Genomic DNA, 23654 nt, shown 5'->3' with positions numbered 1-23654 from the left:
ATGATTATTATGTTAATTGAACAAATGAGGCATAAGAAGTAATGGATAGGTATTTAGATAAATCAGACGGCCAGTTTGAAAATCCATTGGTATGGCCGTTGTTTGAGGTATTACAAGAAACAAATCAAGAATGGAAAGTTCATACGCTATCTTCGCATTTGATCGAAAAAGGCTTATTAACACAGCTTGATGAAAGCCCAGATAAAGACCTGTTTAAGCGTAATTTTTTGATCATGAATGCTCTGTATCAACTTCAAACTGAGTTGTATCCAGAGCAATGGTTGCAAGTCGAAGCCATGAACATACAGTTGTTCTCGGTGGCAGAAACAGAAGGGTCAATACAGGCAATTGATACAGTACATCCACTTCGAGAATATTATTTAGAGTGGACAAATTACCAAGTTGAAGAAGATGAGGTTAAACGCCTATTAAACGAGTTCTGGAGTAATTATCGTCGATATTTAGGCGGCTCTAGAGCTGTAGCATCAATGGATCGAATTCAAGCGTTGAAGCTGTTTGGTTTGTCAGAAAGTGCTACTGCTAAAGATATTAGAAAGCAATGGCGAAAATTGGCAATGAAGCATCACCCAGACAGAGCAAGCGGTGATGCGGATAAGTTCAGAGTGATGTGTGAAGCTTGGAACGTATTGCGTTAATATAATTACTTGTTTACGGTTTCATCAAATAGTAAACGTGCTCGCAGGCCTGGGTAATTATCGCTTAGGCTTATTCTTCCATTGTGTATTTTCATAACGGTTTTAACCAGAGCAAGGCCTAAACCAAAACCATGCTCTGTTCGGCTAGGATCTAAACGCACTAATTGATCTAACGCTCGTTCTCTGTCTTTTTGTTTTATTCCCATACCATTATCAGCTACAACGACACCAAAGCAATCAACAATCACTTCAATTACCCCGCCTTCATGGGTATATTTAATCGCATTGTCGATGATATTAAACACAGCACGAAAAAGCAGGCTTGGGTTGGCGTATAAGGGGCAGGGCATCTCTATAGTCAAATATAACTTTTGTTGCTTATCTAATGCGGTAGGCTCTGCAAATTCAATGGCGTCTTGCACTATTTTACTGAGTTCACACTGCTGTTTGTTAACAGGCGTTCCGCCATTTTCTAAGTGATATAACTCCATCATGCCATTGAAGGTATCAAGCAGAAGGGAAAAATCGGATTGAATATTTTCTAATTTATCCTGATGATAATCGCTTACGGTATTATCATATAAAAGATCTTCAATACGTAACTTAATGCGTCCCATTGGGGTTCTTAAATCGTGAGCAATATCTACGGTTAAGGATTTAAGTTTAGATTCACTCTGCTCCATTTGCTCTAGCATATTATTCAAATGCAAAGCCAGTAAATCAAATTCATTCATATCTGGCCCCACTTTTAAACGAACGTTACGCTCACCTAGCATCACTCGGTTCATGGTTTGATTAACAAGGTTTAATCGTTTAAGAATGTATACGGCAATTAGGATTGCGATTAAGCATAAAGCGATAAATGGGAAGAAAGTTCCCCAAATAACAGAAGAATCTAATTGTTTTTTAAAGCTTAAGTAACGCTCTTGATCAATGCCAATAATTAATTCAGAACCATCAGGAAGCTCAACTGTCGTTGCCCTCATATTGGGTAAATCATTATAGGCTTGATATTGTTTTATTTGAGCAATAACAGGGTAGGACGTTGCCGACGTGTCCGTTGGTGAAGGACTAGCATGATTAGCAATATGGTAAATATAACGGTTACTTTCTTTGCTGTTATTAATGCTTTGCTGAACAGCTTCAATGCCTTCAGCACTTGCGATGGCTTGAAGTTGTGAAGTCTCGCCACGTAACCATTCATCAAGGTTTTGGCTATATAAATGCAAAGAGGTTGAATACAGTTGATACAGCAATAATGCCATCATTAAGAATAAGCCAACAGCAAACCAAATTAAGAGTTTTAAAATCGATGAACGATAGAGCTCATCACGCTTGTCTAATAACATAGCCAGCCCCACGTACCGTTTCAATCAGGTTTACTGCGCCACCGTGTTCTAGCTTTTTACGCAATTTAGCGATATGAACATCAATAACGTTGGTTTTAGGATCAAAATGATAATCCCAAGCAGCTTCAAACAATCGCATACGAGAAACGACTTCATCGACATGCTCTACAAGAAAACGTAATAAAATAAACTCTTTATTCTGTAATGCGATAGGGACGTTGTTTATTGTGACTTTTTGAGAGCGAAGATTAATGGTTAGATTATTGATCTGTATTTCATTTAGCGTATTTTCTATTGGGCGGTTACGACGCAAGATAATATTAATACGTGCTAGCAACTCTGCCAAAGCAAAAGGTTTAGTTAGATAATCATCACTGCCCGCGGTCAAACCTTCAACACGCTGGTCTACGCTGTCTAGTGCGCTAAGAATAAGAACGGGTGTATTGTTATCCGTCGCTCTAATTGCAGATAAAATCTTTAAGCCATCAAGGTTAGGAAGCATGCGATCTAGCACAATTAACTGATATTCACAGCTGATGGCCATCATTAAGCCTTCTTTACCATCACCAGAACTATCCACAATAAAGCCTTCTTGCTCTAAAGCTTTAGCAATGAAATCTCGAGTGGTTTGATCGTCTTCTATAACCAGTATTTTCATAAATCTATCTCAACTATTTGATTAATTTAGTGTAACAAGAAAGAAGTGGAATTAGATAAATAAATAATGAAAAAGAGTTATTAAATGAAATAGGAATACATCATAAAGAGCCTTAAAGGGGGAAGAATTAAGACTCTTGAGTTGTACTCACATAACATCTGGTACGAATATTATGGAGGTTATACCAATTTAATTAAGCAATGGTTAGCTGCTTTATTAGTATGATATTAGGCTTTTAAAATTACTTTCATTTCTGCAGCAACTTTATCTACTTTTCCTAGGCCAATGATTACTTGTAAGCCACCTTTACCCATTGGAACCACACCCGCAGCACCAATTGATTTCAGTTTATCTTTATCAGCAAGTCCAGAGTCTTTTACTGTTAAACGTAGGCGAGTAATACAGTTATCTACTTCTAGAATATTGTCTGCACCACCGATTGCTTCAATGTAGGCATTGGTTATATCTGTAATGTTCTCTTCTACAGAGTCATCTTTATTCATGTCTTCACCACGACCTGGAGTTAGGAAGTTAAACTTCTTAATCGCGAATCTAAAGATGGTGTAGTAAAGAACGAAGAATACAAGACCTTGTGGGATCAACATGTACCATTTAACCGCTAATGGGTTTTGGCTTGAAAGTACAAAATCGACTAAACCTGCAGAGAAACCAAAACCAGCCATCCATTCCATGCTTGCCGCGATGAATAGAGATAGACCCGTTAAGATTGCATGAATTAGGTATAACCATGGAGCAAGGAACATGAAGCTGAATTCTAGCGGTTCAGTGATACCAGTAAAGAATGACGCCATTGCAGCTGCAAGCATGATAGAGAATACCGCAGCTTTATTGCGTTTTTCTGCACAGTGGTACATAGCAAGTGCAGCACCTGGTAGACCAAACATCATGATAGGGAAGAAACCAGCTTGGTACATGCCTGTTTGACCCGGAATACCAGTGCCGTTAGCAATAGACTGTGCGCCACCTAAGAAGTTTGGAATATCGTTAATACCAACAACATCAAACCAGAACACAGGGTAAAGCGCATGGTGCATACCAACACTTAACATTAAACGGTTAAAGAAACCAAATAGACCAGCACCAACCGCACCCATTGATTGAAGTTGAGTACCAAATGAGATTAGCGCATCAAAAATAGCAGGCCATACGTAAAGAAGTACGAATGACAAAGCCATACCAGCAATTGATGTCAAGATAGGAACAAGACGTTTACCACTAAAGAAAGCAAGTGCTTTTGGTAGCTCAACCGTAGAGTATTTGTTGTAAATTTCAGCAGAAATAATACCAACAATAATACCGATGAACTGGTTGTTGATTTTAGCGAACGCCGCAGGAACTTGATCCAAAGGGATACTTTCAAGCTGGGCTACAACCGCAGGAGAAAGAAGGGTAGTAACAACGGTAAAGCAAATGAAACCAGCGAGTGCCGCCGAACCGTTTTTGTCTTTACTTAAACCAAACGCCACACCAATGGCAAATAGCATCGGCATCACATCAATGATAGCTCCCCCTGATTTAATTAAAAACGCAGCGAATACGCTGTTGGCACCCCAACCCGTTGGATCCATCCAGTAACCAACACCCATTAATATCGCGGCAGCAGGAAGCGTAGCGACAGGAACCATCAGCGCTTTACCTACTTTTTGCATGTAACCTAATACATTCATATTGTATTCCTCAAAGTAAAAATCGTAATTATTTTTAAACTAAGAGAAGAATACAGAGGGGAAGATTAAGGAAAGGTTGTGCCAACATTAACTATTGTTAATGTTGACAGTAATATTAAGAATGTGTGAGTTGGATCTTGTTTATTCGTGCCGTAAATTAACCTGGGTGACCATCAACACGTTTTTTGTATAGCATAGGGGCAAAATGCCAAACAAATAGACCAAATGCAAATGCCCATAATACTGCAGCAATATTGATCATATTCATCATGTATTCAGGGAACAAGATCACGCCGACAGAGCGAACTACAGCAGCAAGAATAATAGCTGAGAAAGCAGGCCACATAACAGGTCCTTTATAGATTTCTCTACCAGTATGACCCATAGTGACACGAGCAATCATCGCTAAAATCACCCCGCCTAATGCACCAATAGCGAAGAGGTGAATTGCCGTATGCGAAATAAAACCATTATTAGCAAAGCCACGAATTAATAGGCTTAAAGGGATACATAAATAACCAGCATGAAGAGACCATACTAATGGCTCACTCAGTGTTTTATACCCTTTCCAGCTAATCATACGAATAAGTTGTGCTGATCCTGCTATCACCATTAAATACGGACTAATTTCAGCAGAGGTAATAGGGAAAAAGCTAAGAATAAATAGCATTGCCAGCGGAATATTACATAACGCATCTAACCAAAGCATTGGTTGAGCTTTTTCAAACTGAAAGCGACGTGCAGTAAAGAAAGGAATAACGCGTGCGCCCATCACAGAAAGTAGTAGCGTAAACCACCAAAGCATGGATTCCCAAACCGCAGCAGAAGTAAATGGCGGCATGCCTTTAATCGTAGCGTAACTGGCGAAGTTCGCAGCAATTGCGACTAAAAATAACGGAATAAAGAAAAAGTTACGAACGCCTTTGGTTTTGATTACACGAAATCCAACTTCATACGCAATAGCGAGTATGAACAACGCTTCAATACTTGAAATTAACCAAAGTGGCGCTGAGGTCCAGAATAACACTCTTGGTAACAGCCATAATACGACAATGAACCCAAGACGTTTATCTGAAGTTCCTTTAACACCTGTCCAATTTTGAACAGCGCTTAACACAAAACCAGCAACAATCGCCATCGAAAAACCAAAAAGCATTTCATGTACGTGCCACCAAAGAGCAGGCACGTTTAGGTAGGTAGGTTGGCCTGTTTGAAATGCCCATACCCATACAGTGACAGCAATAATGGCATAGATACTACCTAATAAAAAAAACGGTCGAAACCCTAAACGCAGTATAGGTGGAATTCTTTCTTCGACAGCTTTATCTGTAATATTCATCATAAGATTTTCTCAATTCGTAAGGACAAAATAAGTATAACTGAAATAAAACCCAATAACATGTATTTTTTATGCATGTTATATTTCGGGTATATTTTTAGATTACACAATAGAGATTGTGATCTAATTGTTAAATTTTAAAGTCCTTTATCGACAAAGAGAGTACTTTAGTTAAGATGAACAGATAAAAAATATAAATGGACGTACTCATGAGTCAGGAAATTTACTTTGGTACAGAGAACAAGTTTAGCTTTAAACGCAGTACTTTAAATGCAGTAACGCGTTTGCATCACTTATTAATTCCAAGTCACGCGAAGAAGATGGGGCGTAAATTACTATTAACTCCTGTAAGAACAAAACCAAAAAACTCTGAACCAGAAGGGTTAATAAAGAGTAAGTTGAATTCATCTGAAGGTGAACTGAGTCTTTATCAGCTTGGCTCTGGTCCTACTTGGGTATTGGCTCATGGCTGGTCGGGGAATTCGAGTCAATTCTATCCATTAATGGAATACATCGCATCGAAGGGGTTTACCGCCGTTGCTTTTGATCACCCTGCACATGGTGCAAGTGAGGGAAAACATGCCCATTTACCTGCGTTTATTGAAGGTTTAAATGCGATATTGGATTCTTGTGATGATGTGGTGGGTGTCGTCGCACATAGTATGGGAACGGCTGCGGTACTGGAATGTCATCATGTGAAGTTGGATAATGCGCCTTTACTGTTAATTGCCCCAGTACTTAACTATACCGAGAATTTATTCCGTAGCATTGAGCGTTCTGGGTATTCAATTAAATTATTTAAAGCGATTGTTAGTGATATAGAAGATCAATATCAGCGTTCTATTGATAGTTTTAACCCGTATCAACGATTAACGAAAAGAGAAGCTCCAACCATCATTGTTCATGATAAAGAAGATCGCTTTACCAGTTTTGATCTTTCAAAAACCGCATCAGAGCATATTAGACAGGTAACCTTATATCCAACAACGGGCTTAGGTCATGGTCGCGTAATGGCGAGTGATGAGGCGAAGAAAGCATTTGATGTATTAACTCAATAAGCTGTGAGATAAAACAGATGCATAGCAGGCGCGAATGCATCTGTTTTTTATTTATCTAAATAACAATCGACGCAATGGTGTTCTATTGATCGCTAAAACAAACAAAGTAGATGCTCCAGCCGTTCCAAACACAATCAAAAAATCTCTTAGTGCTAAAGTCAGTCCCATCATTCCGGTAATGTTTAAGAACACAACCACAAATAGCAAATGGCAGACGTAAATGCCAAGAACATGTTTACTTAACGTGAAAGTGATAGGGTGATGGCCAAGTCGTGGTTTAGATAACAATAGAAAAAACATGCCAATTCCCATTAATGGAGTGCCAATTAAAAAGTCATGCAAGTTAAAAGGTACATCAAACTGAGTTAACCAATACGCCTCACTAAAGTGAATAACAAAACCAGTAACTAACAATAACATTGATTTAGTTGAGGATAGAGTGATGTTTCTTCTTCTTAGTTCAAAACCAATAGCCACCATTAAGGTACTGAAGAAAGGGCCATTTCGAGTAAAAAACGGAGTCCAAACTTCGGTCAGTGTTTGATAGCTTCCACCAGCAAGGCCGTATACATATAAGATCATTGCGATTGGAATAAGCCATGTCGTTTTTTTAAAGTGAATGAGCAACCCAGTAATAGATACTGCGATAATAAGTGCGGGGATAAACCATAAATGCACCATTCCGCCTTCAAACAAAGCGTTTAATGGATTCTGTGTTAACCAATTCCAATAACCAGTTCGCTCCGCTAGATACCCATTTTCAGCGACTTTTTTCCAATTAAAAGGCAAAGCTAAACTTAACGCGCTCCATACTATCCATATTTTTAATAAAGGTGCACAGTAAGATTGGATTGTTTTTAACGGGTCATGCATTAATTTTGGTTGAATAAAATAGCCGGATAGAATGAAAAAGAAAGGAACGGCAAAACGAGTGAATTGATTAAAAGCATAGCCAAAGACGGGAGTATCATCCATTAGCAGATACGTCATAAATACTTGTGAGTGCAGAGCAATAATCGCAAACATAGCAACAAGTCTTCCGAGCTCTAAGCTTGCGATTTTTTGAGAGTTTTCCATTAAATGACATCCTAAATTTTTTGCGTAATCTAACAAGGACTTTTAACAAAATATATGCGTTAGATTAATTCGTGGAGCTTCTTGCACTGGATGTTTTCATAAATGGGAGAGCTTTCACATAAAATCGTTGACCTTCCCCCTAGGGGAGGCTTTAGTATTAGGTTAATTCTATATATAGGTGTATTTATAGTGCTTTCTTCTATTTCTAAATGGTTAGTGACAGGCGTTACGCTGATGGCTTTAGTGCTATCTAGCGTTGCTTACAGCTATCCAATGAAAATGGAAGGAATGACCATGAATATGGCAATGCCTCAAAGTCAAATGTCGCCTATGAGTGACATCATGCCTGATTGCCATTCACTAAAAGAGTCTCAAAGTAGTGACTTGGGATGTGATATGTCATCCATGTCGATGAATAATAATGACCATTGTTCAGAACAGGGTGATAACTGTTGTAAAACAGTATGTACAGTAGCGGCTTATGCTTTACCAATTGGCTTGAATACTCAAATTAACTCATTAGCTTTTGCTATCAAATATGGTTTTTACAATGAACAACCCCGTTCATTATCATCTCCTTCCTTATATCGACCTCCAATAGCTTAATTCCAATTATATCTATTAAATCAATACGCTAAATAAGCTTTCTTATTTTCCGGTTTAATCATGGCACTGATCTGTCTTTACGATCATGCCGTTATTGGAATGATTCCATGAAAAATACAGCACGTAAACACTTTACTAAAGTGTGGTTAGCCTCTGCGATCTCGTTAATGATTTCAAATCAAGTGATGGCAGAAAGTCAGCTAACACAACTTATCGAACAAGCACTCTCTTCTGATGCAAGTAGAGAGCAAATATACGCACAATCTCAAGCACTTCGATCTACAGGTATTGCGAGTTCAACGCTTGCCGATCCTACGCTAAAAGTCGGTTTTGGTGGTTTACCGGTGGACAGTTTTAAATTTGATGAAGACCCTATGACCAATATATCGGTCGGATTAATGCAAAAGTTTGGTCGAGGCTCAAGTTTAGACTTACAACAAAAGCAAACGGGGCAACAAGCCGATGTATTAGCAATGCAGGTTCAAGTTCGTGAGTTAGAAGTGGCAAATGCCATTACTCAACTTTGGATTGAGTTGGGATTCTTACAAAAAGCAGAAGCTATTTTACATGAGAATCGTCAACTACTGTCAGAGATGGAAACCTACATTAAGACCAATTATTCGATTGGTAAAAGTGAAAGTCAGGACTTGCTACAAGCTCAGCTTCAATTGGGTCGATTGGATGAAAAGTTGCAAACGAATCGTCAGTTGCAAGGCCGTATCTATGCACAACTCACAGAATGGTTGCCTAATTTATCCGAGCAAAAACCGCAAGGTATAAAAGCACTAGAGTGGTCGACATTGAATAAATTACTAAATTCAAAGGCAAATCAAGATACTGAATTTTATGACTTATTGAAGTCGAATCCAACAATAAAAATGAGTGAATTAGCGATAACCGCAACCAAAACCAAAGTGGATATTGCCGATGAATCTTATTCACCTCAATTTGGTGTAGAAGTAATGTATGCCTATCGTCAAGCGAATGGTATGGGTGGACAACCTGCGTCTGATTTGGTGAGTGCATATGTAACCATGGATCTCCCGCTATTTACAGATAAACGTCAAGACCAAAACTATGCAGCTGCGCAATATCAAGTGGGTGCTGCAAAATCACAACGTGACGTATTACTTCGTCAAATGAACGCAAAAGTAAATTCGCTATTGGTTGATAAAAACAATCTTGAGCAGCGTCTTTCTCGTTATAACCATACTTTACTGCCCCAAGCAAAAGACAGAACCCAAGCCGTTGAGCGTGGTTATGAAAATAATACCGCACAATTTAATGATGTGATTTCAGCTGCCAGTGATGAACTGAGCATTGAACTAGAAAAACAACGTTTATTCAGTGATTTAGATAAAACATACAGTAACTTAGCTTTTTATCTAAATGGCTTTGATTATCACGTTTCTGCGCCACAACTTTCGCCATCAGAGCAGTAAGGAAGAGAAAATGAAACCAGTTAAAATAGCATTACTTTCAATCGTGATTGGTGGCGTTATTGGCGCTTCGGGTATGAGCTTGTACTCAGGGCATGATATGGCGGCTATGACGATGAATAACAGTTCAGAAGTCGGTGCTGAGAAAAGTGAGCCTTTATATTGGGTTGCTCCTATGGATGCAAATTATCGTCGAGATCAACCAGGTAAATCCCCAATGGGCATGGATTTAGTGCCTGTTTATGCCGATGAAGGCCAAGGAGAGAAAGCACCAGCAGGAACGGTAACAATTGATCCAAGCGTGGTTAATAACCTTGGCGTAAAAAGTGCGTTTGTCGAGAAAACGATCTTGTCACCAAATATAGATACCGTCGGTTACATTGCTTTTGATGAAAGTCAATTATGGCAAGTCAACGTACGAGCGGCGGGTTGGGTTGAGAAACTGAATATCAACGCGATTGGCGAAAAAGTAAATAAAGGAGATGTATTATTTACGCTTTACTCTCCAGAGCTGGTGAAAGCACAAGAAGAATTATTAAACGCGTATCGCACTGGCCGCAAAGGATTAGTTAAAGGTGCAAGAGAGCGACTACATTCTTTTGGTGTTGATATTAAACAGATTAATTCTATTGTTAGACAGGGTAAAGCAAATAAAAACATAGAGATAAAAGCAACGTCTAGTGGTGTTATTGCAAGTCTGAATATTCGTGAAGGAGGGTATTTATCGCCTTCTCAGGTTGCGATAAGCGCGGGGCCTTTAGAAGAGGTTTGGGTAGATGCAGAAGTTTTTGAGCGTCAGGCACATTGGTTATCGTCAGGCAATAAAGCGGTAATGACACTTGATGCTGTCCCTGGAACAAAATGGGAAGGCGAAGTTGATTACGTTTATCCGATTTTAGACCCAAAAACACGAACCATGCGTATGCGCTTAAAATTTGATAACCAAGATGGTGCATTAAAGCCCAACATGTTCGCAAACATTACAATTCATCCTAAAACAAAAGAGGAAGTATTGACGATTCCTCGCCAAGCGGTAATACGTTCAAATGGTATGGAACGTGTTGTATTAGATGAAGGAGAAGGTAAATATCGCTCAGTTCGCATCATTGCAGGCCGCGAAGCTGCGAATAAAGTTGAAATCCTTAAGGGATTGAAAGAAAACGATAAAGTAGTTACATCAGCTCAATTCTTATTAGATTCTGAATCAAGTAAAACGGCAGAACTAAGTCGAATTAATGGACCAGAAAACAGTGTTTGGATCTCTGGGAATATCACCATGCTTATGGCTGATTTTGGTATGGTAACCTTTGCTCATAAACCCGTATCACAATGGGATTGGAAAGCGGGTGAAATGAATTTTTTGGTCGATAAAGAGATTGATTTAGTTTCTTTTCGTGAAGGTGAAGCGGTTCAGTTTCTAGTTCAAAAGATAAATGATGAATATCAACTGCTTGAGATAGAGAAAGAAGGGGAATTATTATGATCCCTGTCATTATTCGTTGGTCGATAAAAAATCGATTCTTAGTGTTGGTTGCAACGTTCGCCTTAGTCGTAGCAGGGATTTACAGTGTAAAGAATACGCCAGTAGATGCTCTGCCTGATCTTTCTGATGTTCAAGTGATCATTAAAACTAGTTACCCAGGGCAAGCCCCGCAAGTGGTGGAAGATCAGGTAACTTATCCATTGACCACCGCCATGTTAGCAGTACCGGGAGCTGAAACGGTCCGTGGCTATTCCTTCTTTGGTGACTCGTATGTTTATATTATTTTTAATGATGATACCGACATGTACTGGGCGCGTTCGCGTGTTTTAGAGTACTTAAGTCAAGTCGCACCTAAGTTACCAGCAGAAGCAAAACCGACATTAGGTCCAGATGCGACAGGTGTGGGTTGGGTTTACAGTTATGTTTTACAAGATAAAACAGGAAAACATGATCTCGCTGAATTACGCAGTTTGCAGGATTGGTTCTTAAAGTATGAATTACAAACCGTTGATGGCGTATCGGAAGTCGCGACCGTTGGCGGAATGGTCAAACAATATCAGGTTGAAATTGATCCTGATAAATTACGAGCTTATAACCTAACACTACAGCAAATTAATAAAGCGATTAAAGACGGAAATCAAGAAGCGGGAGCATCCGTTATTGAAGTAGCAGAAGCTGAGCATATGGTTCGTACTTCAGGTTATTTAAGCAGTATTGAAGATATTCAGTCACTGCCATTAAAAGTAACAGATAAAGGAACGCCATTGCTGCTTGGCGATATTGCAGACATTAACCTTGGACCACAAATGCGTCGTGGGATCTCCGAATTTAACGGCGAGGGTGAAGCGGTTGGTGGTGTGATCGTGATGCGATTTGGTGAGAATGCCAGTGAAGTTATTGCTAACGTGAAAGAAAAGCTTGCTCAACTTCAGAAAGGATTACCAGAAGGCGTTGAAATAAAAGCGACTTATGATCGATCAACCTTAATAGATCACGCTGTAACTAACTTATGGGAAAAATTGGCAGAAGAATTTATTGTTGTTGCAATTGTTTGCGCTCTGTTTTTATTCCATATTCGCTCATCACTAGTTATTGCATTAAGTTTACCGGTTGGAATTTTAGCCGCATTCATCGTGATGCATTGGCAAGGTATTAATGCCAATATTATGTCGTTAGGTGGTATTGCGATTGCTATTGGTGCCATGGTTGATGGTGCAATTGTAATGATAGAAAACGTACATAAGCACATAGAGAAAACGCCATTAACGGATGAAAACCGTTGGCAAGTTATCGGTAAAGCTGCGGAAGAGGTGGGAACTCCATTATTTTTCTCATTACTTATCATTACGTTAAGTTTTGTTCCGGTCTTTGCGTTAGAAGGCCAAGAAGGAAAGATGTTCTCTCCATTAGCCTTTACAAAAACTTTTGCCATGGCAGCATCAGCTGGTTTGGCTATTACCTTAGTTCCAGTATTAATGGGTTATTTTGTTCGAGGAAAGATTCTACCTGAGCATAAGAATCCAATTAATAAAACATTAGTGGCGTTATATCGCCCGCTACTTAATGTGAGTTTACGTTTTCCTAAAACGGTTTTACTTGTTGCTATCGTACTTATGGGCTCTGCGTATTATCCGATCTCTAAAATGGGCAGTGAGTTTATTCCGCCATTGGATGAGGGCGATTTAATGTACATGCCAACAACCTATCCAGGGATCTCAATCGGTAAGGCGCGAGAGTTACTACAACAAACCAATAAACTGATTAAAACCGTACCTGAAGTTGATACCGTGTGGGGAAAAATTGGTCGAGCGGAAACTGCGACTGATCCGGCACCATTGACCATGATAGAGACGGTTATTCAATTCAAACCAAAAGATGAATGGCGTGACGGTGTCACAACGGAATCGATCAAGAACGAGCTAGACCAATTGATTCAATTTCCCGGAATTACGAACGCATGGGTAATGCCAATCAAAACGCGTATCGATATGTTGGCGACAGGGATTAAAACACCAATAGGAATAAAGATAGCAGGACCAGATCTTAACGTCATTGAAAAGATAGGCGCAGAATTAGAACCTATTTTAAACGACATTCAAGGTACAACCTCTGTTTATGCAGAACGTGTAGCTGGTGGCCGTTATGTAACCATAGATATAAAACGTCGCCAAGCAGCCCGATATGGATTGAATATTAAAGATATACAGCAAGTTATTTCAACCGCTGTTGGTGGCATGAATGTAGGTGAAACCATTGAAGGGTTAGAGCGTTATCCGATCAATGTTCGTTATCCACAGTCGTATCGAGATTCTGTCGTTAAATTGCAAAACTTACCGCTTATTACCGCTAATGGCGCTCGAATTGCGTTAGCTGATGTGGCTGATATTCGTTATGAAGATGGTCCTCCAATGATCAAAACAGAAAATGCACGACCTAATGGTTGGGTGTTTGTTGATATTGATGGAAGAGATCTTGGTTCATATGTTCATGAAGCACAGCAAGCAGTACATGACCAACTGAATCTTCCAGCTGGTTATTCGTTGGGGTGGTCAGGGCAGTATGAATACATGGAGCGTGCTAAAGAGCGTTTAACCACAGTCGTCCCAATCACGATTGGCATTATTATGTTGCTTCTTTATCTTAGTTTTAAGCGAATTTCTGAAGTGTTAATTATCATGGGAACATTACCGTTAGCTATGGTTGGCGGCCTGTGGCTCATGCATATTCTAAACTTTAATTTCTCTATTGCTGTAGGTGTTGGCTTTATTGCTTTAGCCGGTGTTGCGGTTGAAATAGGCGTGATCATGTTGGTGTATTTAAACCAAGCATGGAATGAAAAACAGAATAATGCTTCTGAGAAAAACAACTTACCGACTCAACAAGACTTAACACAAGCGATTGGGGAGGGGGCGGGTTTACGTGTTCGTCCTGTCATGATGACTGTGCTTACTGTCATTATTGGCCTAATTCCAATTATGTATGGCTCAGGTACGGGATCTGAAGTAATGCAACGAATTGCAGCGCCAATGATTGGTGGAATGGTATCAGCATTGTTACTGACATTAGTTGTTATTCCTGCCGTATTTAAACTCTGGAAACAGCGTCAGTGTCAAAGTGATCAAATATAGCACCAATTAACTTAACCTAAAAATATCAATGGCTTATTGTTCTAAGTACTAAGCCAATTAATAAATATCTAAAGAGGAAAATAAAATGAAAAAGACAGTATTAGCAATCGCATTATCATTAGTAGCAAGCTTGGCAATGGCTGAGATGGACCACAGTAAAATGGATCATGGTTCAATGGAAATGGACCATTCAAAAATGAAAGACATGGATATGAGTAAGATGGAAGGCATGTCTATGAAGGATATGAATGCAGTAGGTATGCCAGCAACAGGGATGAAACCAAACAAAGTCGTACACGTTATCTTATCTGATGATATGAAAATTACTTTTAAGAAAGAAGTCGATATTGAACCTAATGATATCGTGCAATTTGTGATCATGAATACAGGTAAGATTGATCATGAGTTTGCGATTGGTAATGAAACTGAGCAGTTAGAACATCGCGAAATGATGAAAAAAATGACATCAGGCCACGCGCATGACAGTGGTAGTACCGTAACCGTTCAGCCTGGTAAAGCTAAGCAAATCACATGGCATTTCCATGGGGATAATCACGTAGAATTTGCGTGTAATATTCCAGGACACGCAGAGGCCGGAATGGTAAAAAAAGTAACACTATAATACCAATCGGATAATATGAAAAAGCGGTAAGGTGGGTGGCCTTACCGCTTTATTTATTTCATTTAAGATTTACTGTTTAAATTATAATTTAAAGAAGGATAACTGCTGTTTTTGTTCTTCTGCTAATCTTGATAGTTCAGAACTTGCACTCGCGCTCTGACTAATGCCTGTTACATTTTGATTTACAAGCTCCGACATATTAACCACATTACGATTAATGTCTTGGGTTACTTGTGATTGCTCTTCAGCTGCGGTTGCAACTTGAGTGTTCATATCATTAATTGCAGTGATTGATTCTGTGATTCCAACGAGAGCATCTCCTGCTTTTGCTGTTAATTCTTTATTTAGTTCTAACATATCAAGACTTGATTGCATACTGTCATTCGCTAACCCTGACTGTTCTTGAAGTGCTTCAATGATTGTTTGGATTTCTTGAGTTGATGATTGAGTTCGAGCAGCAAGTTGGCGAACTTCATCTGCAACCACCGCAAAACCACGGCCTGATTCACCAGCACGAGCGGCTTCAATAGCGGCATTTAATGCAAGTAAGTTTGTTTGTTCAGACACACCGCGTATCACTTCAACAACATTATTAATTTGCTCAGATTGTTCTTTTAAATGATTAACAACAACAGCGGCGTCTGTTAATGCTATGGCCATTTTATCACTTGCATCCGTACTTTGAGCAAAGATATCTAAGCCTGATTTTGCCAATTCATTTGTTGTTTGCGCTGTTTGATCCGCAGCAAGGGCATTATCACTTACATTATCAGCAGTACTTGATAGTTCATTGACAGCAGAGGCAACCTGTTCAATCTCTGACAGTTCTTTTTGAGAGTTTAACTCAGCTTCATTCATTACAGCGGCAAGTTCTGTTGATGCAGAAGCAACGCTTTCATTAATGTTATGCAGCTCTTCAATGGTTTTTTGAAGTTGAATAGCAGTAGTATTGATATCTTTACTTAGTTGAGCAATTTCATTATCACCATCAGCTTCTGTACGTACTGTTAAGTTACCTTCAGCTAATTTACGAATGATGGTTTGTAGCTTTTGAATAGGGTTAACGATTAATCCTGATAACCACCAAGAGGCGAGTAAAGAAATAATAAACACAGAAATAATTGTAATGGCAGCTGTCATTTTAACTTGGTTGTTTTTTGCATAACTTTCATTCATTACTTCATCGGAAAAGTGGTTAATTTGTTCAGACAACTGATTAATTGTCTCTACCATATCATTACCAGTCTTACGATAATTTGCGATTAATGTATTGTAGTTTTCTGTGACTGGAAGGCCCTGTTCTTTTCTTTCTGAGTACGTAATTACTCTTTTTGTAAAATCGACATAAGCGTTCATACTTTCGTGAACTTTGGCTGCATCAGCGCTAAACGTTTGTTTTTGAGTAATATCACTGAGTAGTTGCTCAACGGTATCGATTTCTAATTGCATTTCTTTATAAAATGCATCACGGCGAGCAGGATCATAAATGGCATAAACAGCACCAATGCGTAATGGATATACTTGATCATCAATTTTTGCTAATTGATCTTTATAGAAAATAAATGAGGCTGTGTTGTCTGCAATTGTGTCTTGTTCTATATCCAGTGCAATAGCTGTATATGATAAAGATGCGAATAAGGTTAATGCGGTCAATAAAACTGGAAGTAAGATTTGGATGCGTATAGAGGTGTTTTTAAGTGAATAATTCATCTTCAGCCTTTGTTATTTCTAGAAAGTACAGTGCAATTGCGTGTACTTTTATTATTTTCTCGAAATATAGACTCGCGTCACACACCTGTCGATAGTAATTGTAACTAAATGTGTATTTTAACTTTCTTTTAGGTTTGTTTGTGCTTCTGTTATTTGCTTGGTGCATCTATCTCTTGTGTTTCATTGATTTCAATTATGATTGTTTTCGATTTATAAGAGATTTATAGCTTGAGGATTTAAATGAAGGAAGGATAAGCGATAAGAAATACCCTTACCGCTTATTTTTAGAGGAAGATTACAATTTAAAGAATGCTAGTTGCTCTTTTTGTTGTTCTGCCAATTTAGATAATTCGTTACTTGCACTCGCGCTTTGGCTAATACCAGTTACGTTCTGATTTACAAGCTCAGACATATTCACCACATTACGGTTAATATCTTGAGTTACTTGAGATTGTTCTTCGGCAGCAGTAGCAACTTGAGTGTTCATATCATTAATTGCAGTAATTGATTCAGTGATGCTAACCAACGCATCACCCGCTTTTGCAGTTAACTCTTTGTTTAATTCAAGCTTATCGATACTTGTTTGCATACTATCATTTGCTAAACCTGACTGCTCTTGTAGTGATTCAATAATAGTTTGAATCTCTTTGGTTGATTCTTGAGTACGAGCAGCAAGCAGACGAACCTCATCAGCAACCACCGCAAATCCACGTCCTGATTCACCCGCACGAGCGGCTTCAATAGCAGCATTTAAGGCTAATAAGTTAGTTTGTTCTGAAACACCACGGATCACTTCAACCACATTATTGATCTGTTCTGATTGCTCTTTTAAGCGGTTAACAACAACTGCTGCATCAGTTAGCGAATTTGCCATGTCTTCACTTGCTTGATTACTTTGAGTGAAAATATCCAATCCTGATTGAGCTAATTTAGTTGTATCACGGGCAGTTTGATCAGCTGATAGCGCATTATCACTTACGTTATCTGCAGTGCTTGAGAGCTCATTAACAGCAGAGGCAACTTGTTCAATTTCACTCAATTCTTTTTGTGAATTGGCTTCTGAATCCGTCATTACAGCAGCAAGCTCTGTTGATGCAGCAGCTACATCTTCACTGATGCGAGATAATGCTTCAACAGTAGTCTGTAATTGAATTGCAGTAGTGTTGATGTCTTTACTCAATACGGCAATTTCATTATCGCCATCAACGTCGGCACGAACGGTTAAATCCCCTTCAGCTAAGCGACGAATAGTTAATTGAATTTTTTTAATTGGGTTCACGATAAGGCCTGATAGCCACCATGCAGTGATCATCGATATAATAAAGACTGCTAAAATAGTTAACCCTGCTGTGATTTTAACCTGAGTGTTTTTCTCATAGCTTTCTTTCATTGCGATATCAGAAAACTCATTTACACGTTGAGAAAGGGCATTGATAGAAGAAACCATGCTATTACCAATATTACGATATTGTGAGATAAGAGCATCGTAACTTTGAGAAACGGCTTGGCCACTTTCTTTTTTATTTAGGTATCCAATAACTTTATGTGAAAACTGAACGTAGTTATTAATGTTAGTGCGAACTAGGTTAACTTCTTTAGCAAACGTTTTTCTTGCTTCTAACTCATCAAGTAATGCATTGATGTCATTCACTTTGTTTCGCAATTCAGTCGTGAATTTCTCACGACGTTCCGTATCGTAAATTGCATAAACAGCGCTTATACGTAGGGGGTAGACTTCATCATCCACTTTTGCAAGTTGGTCTTTATAGAAAACAAAGGAGTCAGTATTGCTTGCTATTATATCTTGTTCTTTTTCAAGGCTAGAGGCGGTAAAACCTAAAGAAATGAACAGCGCTAGTGCAGTAAGAATAACGGGTAGTAAAACTTGAATACGTATTGACGTATTTTTTAAAGAAAATTGCATTAAAGCCTCTTGAATTTGAGAAAGTGAGAAATTCCATTCATTAAGTCTCAAATTCTAGACTTTTGTCACACTTTTGTCGATGGTAAATGTAAATTAATATAATTAATATTGTCTTTAAATATGCATTTACCGGTTGCATTATTGTTTTAAATAATAATGTTACTGGCAATAGAGGAAAGTTCCCTTAATTTTCAACCATTTTGATTTCATAGATCTCATCAGCAATATCTTGTGTTTTTCGCTCAATAATCGTTTGAGCATCAGCCAATCCTTGATTATAAAAAACCGGACCCGCTTGCTTAATTATAAAATCTAATAAGAATTCACCATCAAATTGACCCAGTTCAGTGTCTAGTTCTTGTTCAAAATAATCTTGGAACTTTTGTACAAGCTCATCACGTTTATTTTTAGGTATCGTTATTGTGCTCATGGTATTCCCTTAATTTTGATTGTCTGTTTGAATTTTATTAATCGCTTGATTATACATAACCCATGCAATGAGCCCAGCGAGAGTATTACCAACAAGTGCGCCCATAAAAATACCATGTAAGCCAAATAAACTTGAGCCTAGCCATATCATGGGTAAAAAACAGACGAATAAACGAAGGATTGAAATCGTCAATGCGCGCATAGACACACCAAGGGCGTTGCAGGTTGACACCATTAACATGCAGATACCTAAAGAGCCAAGGCTGACGGGTACCCATAATAGATAATGGTAAATAACATCAATGACATTGCTGTCGGTACTTAGCAGACTTGCGAGTGGCTTAGCAATGATAAACAGAAGAACTGCAAGGCCAATCTGCCAGCTGAGAACAAATTTAGCCGCGATTTTGATTAGCTTTTGAATCTCGTCGAACTGTTTAGCCCCTAACATTCTCCCAACCATTGGTGGAATTGACATAGTAAGTGCAAGTACAACAACAATAGCAAAAAATTCGATACGAGAGGCCATCGCCCAACCCGCAACGGCAGCTGCCCCAAAGCCTGCGATAATTTTTGTGGCCATCATAGAGGAGAGTGGTGGTAATAATTGACTCATCATTGCGGGTGCCATTACGGCATTTAATTCTTTAATAGATTGCAGGATATTAAGATCGTGCCATGAAAAAGAGATCCAATTACGCTTAAAAATAGGGGGCAGAATGATACAAAAACCAATAGTGAAAGAGACTATCGTTGCCCAAGCGGCACCGTTTAAGCCTAAGTTAAATTGAAAGATGAAAATAGGATCAAGGATCATATTTAGGATACTGGTCGCCATCATCATTAAGCCCGGTAGTTTAGTATCACCGTTGGCACGACACACACTGTAAGCAAAATAGATCATAGCTCCTGCCCAGCAACTTGCTAACCATACTGGCCAATAACTATCGATTATGGGAAAGACATTGGCTTCTGCGCCTAGTAGATCAAGTAATAAACCTCGAGAGAACCAAATGAGCAGGCACATGATAAATACCATAGCAGCGCCTAACGTGAGAACTAATCCAGCAAGCTGCTTGGCTTTTTTTGATTGTTGAGCCCCTAATACTCGTGCGATTACCGCAGTTGTAGCAATACCTAACCCTACTTGTAAACCAATGATGACCATCTGTAATGGCATAGTAAAGCCCTGGGCAGCAAGAGGAAGTATGCCTAGTTGGCCAATAAAGGCACTATCGACAAGTTGAAAGCTCATTAAAGAAAGAACACCAAACGTCATTGGCCATGTCATATGAAAAAGTTGTTTTGAGAGAGAAGGACTTGGCATGATTAAAGGGTGCTCTAAAAGTATTGGTCGGCTATTGTACTGATTATAGAGCAAGACTCAAATGCATGAGCGAGAATAGAGGAATACTTTATGTCATAGCCGCATTTTCTTAATCATGAATAAAGAAATTACGGCTATGTTTTGAGGGATTTCTACGTTTAATAGGGATTATAATCATTAAATGAGATTTATACGGAGTAGCTAACGATAAGTAGATGAAAACTAGAATTATCAAGAGTACACTTCAGGCCGTATAATTCTAAGAATAAAATGGTAAAAACAACATATGCACTTATTAGATAGATTGAGTATTCGTCTTTATCATGATGAAAGACTGAAACAATATGCAGGTGATCATGCCAGATCATTAGGTTGGAATTCGACTGAATCTCAATTTCTACGTTTTAAAACCATAGCTAAAGCCGTTAATTTTGATGGTAAACGTGTATTAGATTTAGGCTGTGGTTACGGTGATTTTAAAACCTTTCTTGATATGAGTTGCTGTGTAGAGTCTTATACCGGTGTTGATCAGCAGGGGAGTTTCATTAAACAGGCAAAAAAACATTTTGAGCATCAACAGAATTGCGCGTTTATTAAAGGGGATTTTTCATCAACTACGTTGCCAACGGCAGATATTGTTGTGGCAAGTGGCTCTCTTAACTATCGATCTCGTAACAAAACCTACCATGCAAAAGTAATTAGAACGATGTATGAGAAGGCAGAGGAGGCCGTTGTTTTTAATTTATTAAACCGTAATCATTTTAAAGAAACCAATTTACTCGAAGCGCATGATCCGCAGCAGGTGCTTAGTTATTGTTTAAGCTTATGCCCAAATTGTGAATTGATAGATGACTATGCGGATGAAGATTTTACAATCGTCATGCGTAAATTAAGTTAAATTAGGTTAAGTTAGGTTTATCGACAATTAGATACAAAAAATGGTGGATCAAAGTGATCCGCCATTTTTATTATATGATATTGAATTTTTAAGCTGATAAATGATTATTTAAAATCTAACAGTTCAACTTCAAAAATTAATACAGAGCCAGGTTGGATAGAGCCTGCTGAACGATTACCGTAAGCTAAATCGCTAGGGATAAAGAAACGCATCTTTTGGCCAACAACCATTAATTGAACACCTTCAGTCCAACCTTTGATTACTTGATTTAAACCAAACTCAATTGGTTCACCACGCTCAACAGAGCTGTCAAATACGTTTCCATCGATAGTTGTACCGTGGTAATGAACTTTAACTTTGCTTTTAGCTGTAGGGTGCTCTGTGCCTGTGCCTTCTTCAAGTACTAGGTATTGAAGACCAGAAGCGGTAGTTTGAACGCCTTCTTTTGTTGCATTTTCTGCTAAGAAAGCCTTCCCAAGTTCGATATTGGCTTTTGCTGCTTTTGGATTGTTTACAAAGTGCTGAAACAGCATGTAACCAAGAACGATAACAGCAATGGTGATGATAATTTTAGACACGTTATTTCCTTATATTGGTATTAAATCAATTATTTTTCTAGTAGGTAACGGATAGTTTCAGCGATTTTCTTAGGATCATCATGACCACCAATTAATACGTTGTATTTACCGTTAACCACAAAAGTAGGAACAGAGCTAATACCTGATTGCTCAGAAAGCAATTTAGCAGTATCTACTTTTTGAATAAGAATATCACGTTGCTCTTCATTAAATTCGTAAGGGCTTGTCAGGCCACGCGAGGTAAAGGCTTTAGAATATGCTTCTTGTTGCTCTGTTAATGTTGTGCCTTCACCCATTTGTGTTGCTGCGAATAAGTCTTCCATAAATGCGTGATCGGGTGCGCCGTCTACTTGCATTTCTGCAGCGTAGTAGAACATAGCAGCAACATGTGCTGATTGGTTAAATGTGATGTGCATTTTACCAATGTCAGAGCCTGCTTCTTGGCTAATTACAGGTAAGAAGTTTTCCATGTTACGGCAGTGACCGCAAGATAGGGCAAATACTTCAGTTACTGGTGCTAATGAGTCATTTTGTAAAGTCGTTGAAAGTACTTCGTATTGAACGCCTTCTTTTGGCTCGTTAGTGTCACCACAAGCTGTCAGAAAAAGGGCAGAAGAAAGGACAAGCAATAATGGTTTGATAATAGATTTCATGTTGATTCTCATTGATTATGATTTCGAATGAAAATAGCATGAAATGAAGTAAGTAGAAATAAAATAGGACAACAAATGTTGTCCTATTTTGGTAAATATGTGTAAAGAATTTATATAATTAGACTTTACGCACTTGGATGATCATTCCCATTAGAGGATGGTCAATATAATGAGTTTCACCACTTCGCATTTTACGTCTTTCTTCCATGCGATAAGATTTTAAAAATTCTTTAACTTCGGTTTCTGGTGTTACGTCTTCTAAGTGACCTAACTGAACATCCGCATTTGGATCTTCAATTGCTGTCGTTTCAGTAGACAGTTTTGCGGTTTCCGTGGTTGTTACTTCGTCAGAAGAAGTAGAGGTTGTTTCTGTAAGAACTTCTTTTTCTTCTTTTGGGGTGTTGACAATAAATTCGTGTTGACCAGGAACTTTAAGATCTAAAATGGTATTTACGTATAGGTAATGCTGAACGTAAACCTGCATTGTGCCATCTAATTCAAGAAGAGGACCTGAAGTTGACGCTGTTGTATCAGATTCAATAGTTTCCGATTCTTCAATAAGCGCAGGTTTTGGTGCGTCTAAAGGAACCAGTGATAAATCAGCGTTTGCATCTTCAATAGTTCGGCCATCAGCAACAAAGCGATCAGAAAAATCCTGACCTGCTTGAATGTGGAAAATAGGAGAACGAGATGAGCCTGAATCACCTTGGCGCCAAGCGACATGTACTAACGGTTTAAATCCAGCGTGATTTTGCAGTTTAGTATAAGCTTCATTTAGTTTGTAGTAACCAGAAGGAAGTAGTGACGCACCATTACTGCTCATCATTTTTTTATCGCGGTATGAGAAAGCACGCTCTAGGTTAATAGGGGCGAGAATATCAGGCCATGCTTCTTGGTAAGAAGATGGTTCAACATTGCGTTTAAAAATGATGACTTCAATGTCAAATTGACGAGCAAAAGAAGGCCAACTTGCAAGTAAAATCAACGCGTAAATTATTTTTTTCATTCAAACTCCAGTGAGATGGTTCTATA

20 protein-coding genes are annotated in these 23654 nt (G+C 38.7%); 8 read left to right on the top strand and 12 right to left on the bottom strand.

The window, feature by feature from the left end; genetic code table 11:
- Positions 1 to 41: 41 nt before the first annotated feature.
- Positions 42 to 656: a DNA-J related domain-containing protein gene (locus PVK70_RS07250; protein ID WP_130048165.1), complete on the top strand. Its 615-nt coding sequence runs from the start codon at positions 42 to 44 to the stop codon at positions 654 to 656.
- 5 nt (positions 657 to 661) lie between these two features.
- Here PVK70_RS07250 and PVK70_RS07245 read toward each other — a convergent pair whose 3' ends face one another.
- The 4 genes from PVK70_RS07245 to PVK70_RS07230 all read right to left on the bottom strand — a co-directional run bounded on the left by PVK70_RS07245 (position 662) and on the right by PVK70_RS07230 (position 5693).
- Positions 662 to 2005, bottom strand: a complete 1344-nt coding sequence (locus PVK70_RS07245) for a sensor histidine kinase (protein ID WP_130048164.1) — start codon at positions 2003 to 2005, stop codon at positions 662 to 664.
- Entirely contained in the window at positions 1986 to 2663 is a 678-nt protein-coding gene (locus tag PVK70_RS07240; protein ID WP_045104015.1) for a response regulator transcription factor, read from the bottom strand. The genes PVK70_RS07245 and PVK70_RS07240 overlap by 20 nt, the downstream gene beginning before the upstream one ends.
- A gap of 227 nt (positions 2664 to 2890) precedes the next feature.
- Positions 2891 to 4351, bottom strand: a complete 1461-nt coding sequence (gene nagE, locus PVK70_RS07235; RefSeq protein ID WP_130048163.1) for an N-acetylglucosamine-specific PTS transporter subunit IIBC — start codon at positions 4349 to 4351, stop codon at positions 2891 to 2893.
- A gap of 157 nt (positions 4352 to 4508) precedes the next feature.
- Positions 4509 to 5693: an NnrS family protein gene (locus tag PVK70_RS07230; protein WP_130048162.1), complete on the bottom strand. Its 1185-nt coding sequence runs from the start codon at positions 5691 to 5693 to the stop codon at positions 4509 to 4511.
- A gap of 206 nt (positions 5694 to 5899) precedes the next feature.
- Here PVK70_RS07230 and PVK70_RS07225 point away from each other — a divergent pair, with 206 nt between their 5' ends.
- Positions 5900 to 6748, top strand: a complete 849-nt coding sequence (locus PVK70_RS07225) for an alpha/beta fold hydrolase (RefSeq protein WP_130048161.1) — start codon at positions 5900 to 5902, stop codon at positions 6746 to 6748.
- A gap of 51 nt (positions 6749 to 6799) precedes the next feature.
- Here the strand turns inward: PVK70_RS07225 and PVK70_RS07220 are convergent, their stop codons facing one another.
- Positions 6800 to 7825: an acyltransferase gene (locus PVK70_RS07220; RefSeq protein ID WP_130048160.1), complete on the bottom strand. Its 1026-nt coding sequence runs from the start codon at positions 7823 to 7825 to the stop codon at positions 6800 to 6802.
- 189 nt (positions 7826 to 8014) lie between these two features.
- Here PVK70_RS07220 and PVK70_RS07215 point away from each other — a divergent pair, with 189 nt between their 5' ends.
- From PVK70_RS07215 to copI, 5 genes are all read left to right on the top strand, one after another.
- Positions 8015 to 8431 carry a hypothetical protein gene (locus PVK70_RS07215; RefSeq protein WP_130048159.1) on the top strand — a complete coding sequence of 139 codons (417 nt, stop codon included), beginning with the start codon at positions 8015 to 8017 and terminating at the stop codon, positions 8429 to 8431.
- Between the two features lie 107 nt (positions 8432 to 8538).
- A complete protein-coding gene (locus tag PVK70_RS07210) occupies positions 8539 to 9873 on the top strand; it encodes a TolC family protein (protein WP_130048158.1) in 1335 nt (444 codons plus the stop codon).
- A 10-nt stretch (positions 9874 to 9883) separates the two neighbouring features.
- Positions 9884 to 11353, top strand: a complete 1470-nt coding sequence (locus tag PVK70_RS07205; RefSeq protein ID WP_130048157.1) for an efflux RND transporter periplasmic adaptor subunit — start codon at positions 9884 to 9886, stop codon at positions 11351 to 11353.
- Positions 11350 to 14481, top strand: a complete 3132-nt coding sequence (locus PVK70_RS07200; protein WP_130048156.1) for an efflux RND transporter permease subunit — start codon at positions 11350 to 11352, stop codon at positions 14479 to 14481. Before PVK70_RS07205 ends, PVK70_RS07200 begins: the two co-directional genes overlap by 4 nt.
- Before the next feature lie 85 nt (positions 14482 to 14566).
- On the top strand, positions 14567 to 15103 hold the full coding sequence (gene copI, locus PVK70_RS07195) for a copper-resistant cuproprotein CopI (RefSeq protein ID WP_130048155.1): 537 nt from the start codon (positions 14567 to 14569) through the stop codon (positions 15101 to 15103).
- Between the two features lie 81 nt (positions 15104 to 15184).
- Here copI and PVK70_RS07190 read toward each other — a convergent pair whose 3' ends face one another.
- The 4 genes from PVK70_RS07190 to PVK70_RS07175 form a co-directional block, all read right to left on the bottom strand.
- The gene (locus PVK70_RS07190; RefSeq protein WP_130048154.1) at positions 15185 to 16813 is read right to left on the bottom strand and encodes a methyl-accepting chemotaxis protein; all 1629 of its coding nucleotides are present in this window, start codon (positions 16811 to 16813) and stop codon (positions 15185 to 15187) included.
- Positions 16814 to 17108: 295 nt separating this feature from the next.
- Positions 17109 to 18737 (bottom strand): methyl-accepting chemotaxis protein, encoded by a 1629-nt coding sequence (locus PVK70_RS07185; protein WP_130048153.1) that lies wholly within the window; start codon positions 18735 to 18737, stop codon positions 17109 to 17111.
- A gap of 184 nt (positions 18738 to 18921) precedes the next feature.
- Positions 18922 to 19167 (bottom strand): DUF2164 domain-containing protein, encoded by a 246-nt coding sequence (locus tag PVK70_RS07180; protein WP_130048152.1) that lies wholly within the window; start codon positions 19165 to 19167, stop codon positions 18922 to 18924.
- Between the two features lie 9 nt (positions 19168 to 19176).
- Positions 19177 to 20493 (bottom strand): MATE family efflux transporter, encoded by a 1317-nt coding sequence (locus PVK70_RS07175; RefSeq protein ID WP_130048151.1) that lies wholly within the window; start codon positions 20491 to 20493, stop codon positions 19177 to 19179.
- Between the two features lie 286 nt (positions 20494 to 20779).
- Here PVK70_RS07175 and PVK70_RS07170 point away from each other — a divergent pair, with 286 nt between their 5' ends.
- Positions 20780 to 21391, top strand: coding sequence for a class I SAM-dependent methyltransferase (locus PVK70_RS07170; protein ID WP_130048150.1), 612 nt, complete (start codon positions 20780 to 20782; stop codon positions 21389 to 21391).
- Positions 21392 to 21495: 104 nt separating this feature from the next.
- Here the strand turns inward: PVK70_RS07170 and PVK70_RS07165 are convergent, their stop codons facing one another.
- The 3 genes from PVK70_RS07165 to PVK70_RS07155 form a co-directional block, all read right to left on the bottom strand.
- Positions 21496 to 21969: an FKBP-type peptidyl-prolyl cis-trans isomerase gene (locus PVK70_RS07165; RefSeq protein WP_130048149.1), complete on the bottom strand. Its 474-nt coding sequence runs from the start codon at positions 21967 to 21969 to the stop codon at positions 21496 to 21498.
- Positions 21970 to 21998: 29 nt separating this feature from the next.
- Entirely contained in the window at positions 21999 to 22622 is a 624-nt protein-coding gene (locus tag PVK70_RS07160) for a thiol:disulfide interchange protein DsbA/DsbL (protein WP_165367162.1), read from the bottom strand.
- 118 nt (positions 22623 to 22740) lie between these two features.
- Positions 22741 to 23628 carry a peptidoglycan binding protein CsiV gene (locus PVK70_RS07155; protein ID WP_130048147.1) on the bottom strand — a complete coding sequence of 296 codons (888 nt, stop codon included), beginning with the start codon at positions 23626 to 23628 and terminating at the stop codon, positions 22741 to 22743.
- Positions 23629 to 23654: the final 26 nt, after the last annotated feature.

Source organism: Aliivibrio sp. A6, assembly GCF_028765505.1.
GTDB lineage: Bacteria > Pseudomonadota > Gammaproteobacteria > Enterobacterales > Vibrionaceae > Aliivibrio > Aliivibrio finisterrensis_A.
The sequence above is the reverse complement of the archived record's forward strand: the minus strand, read 5'-3'. Positions and strand labels throughout refer to the sequence as shown.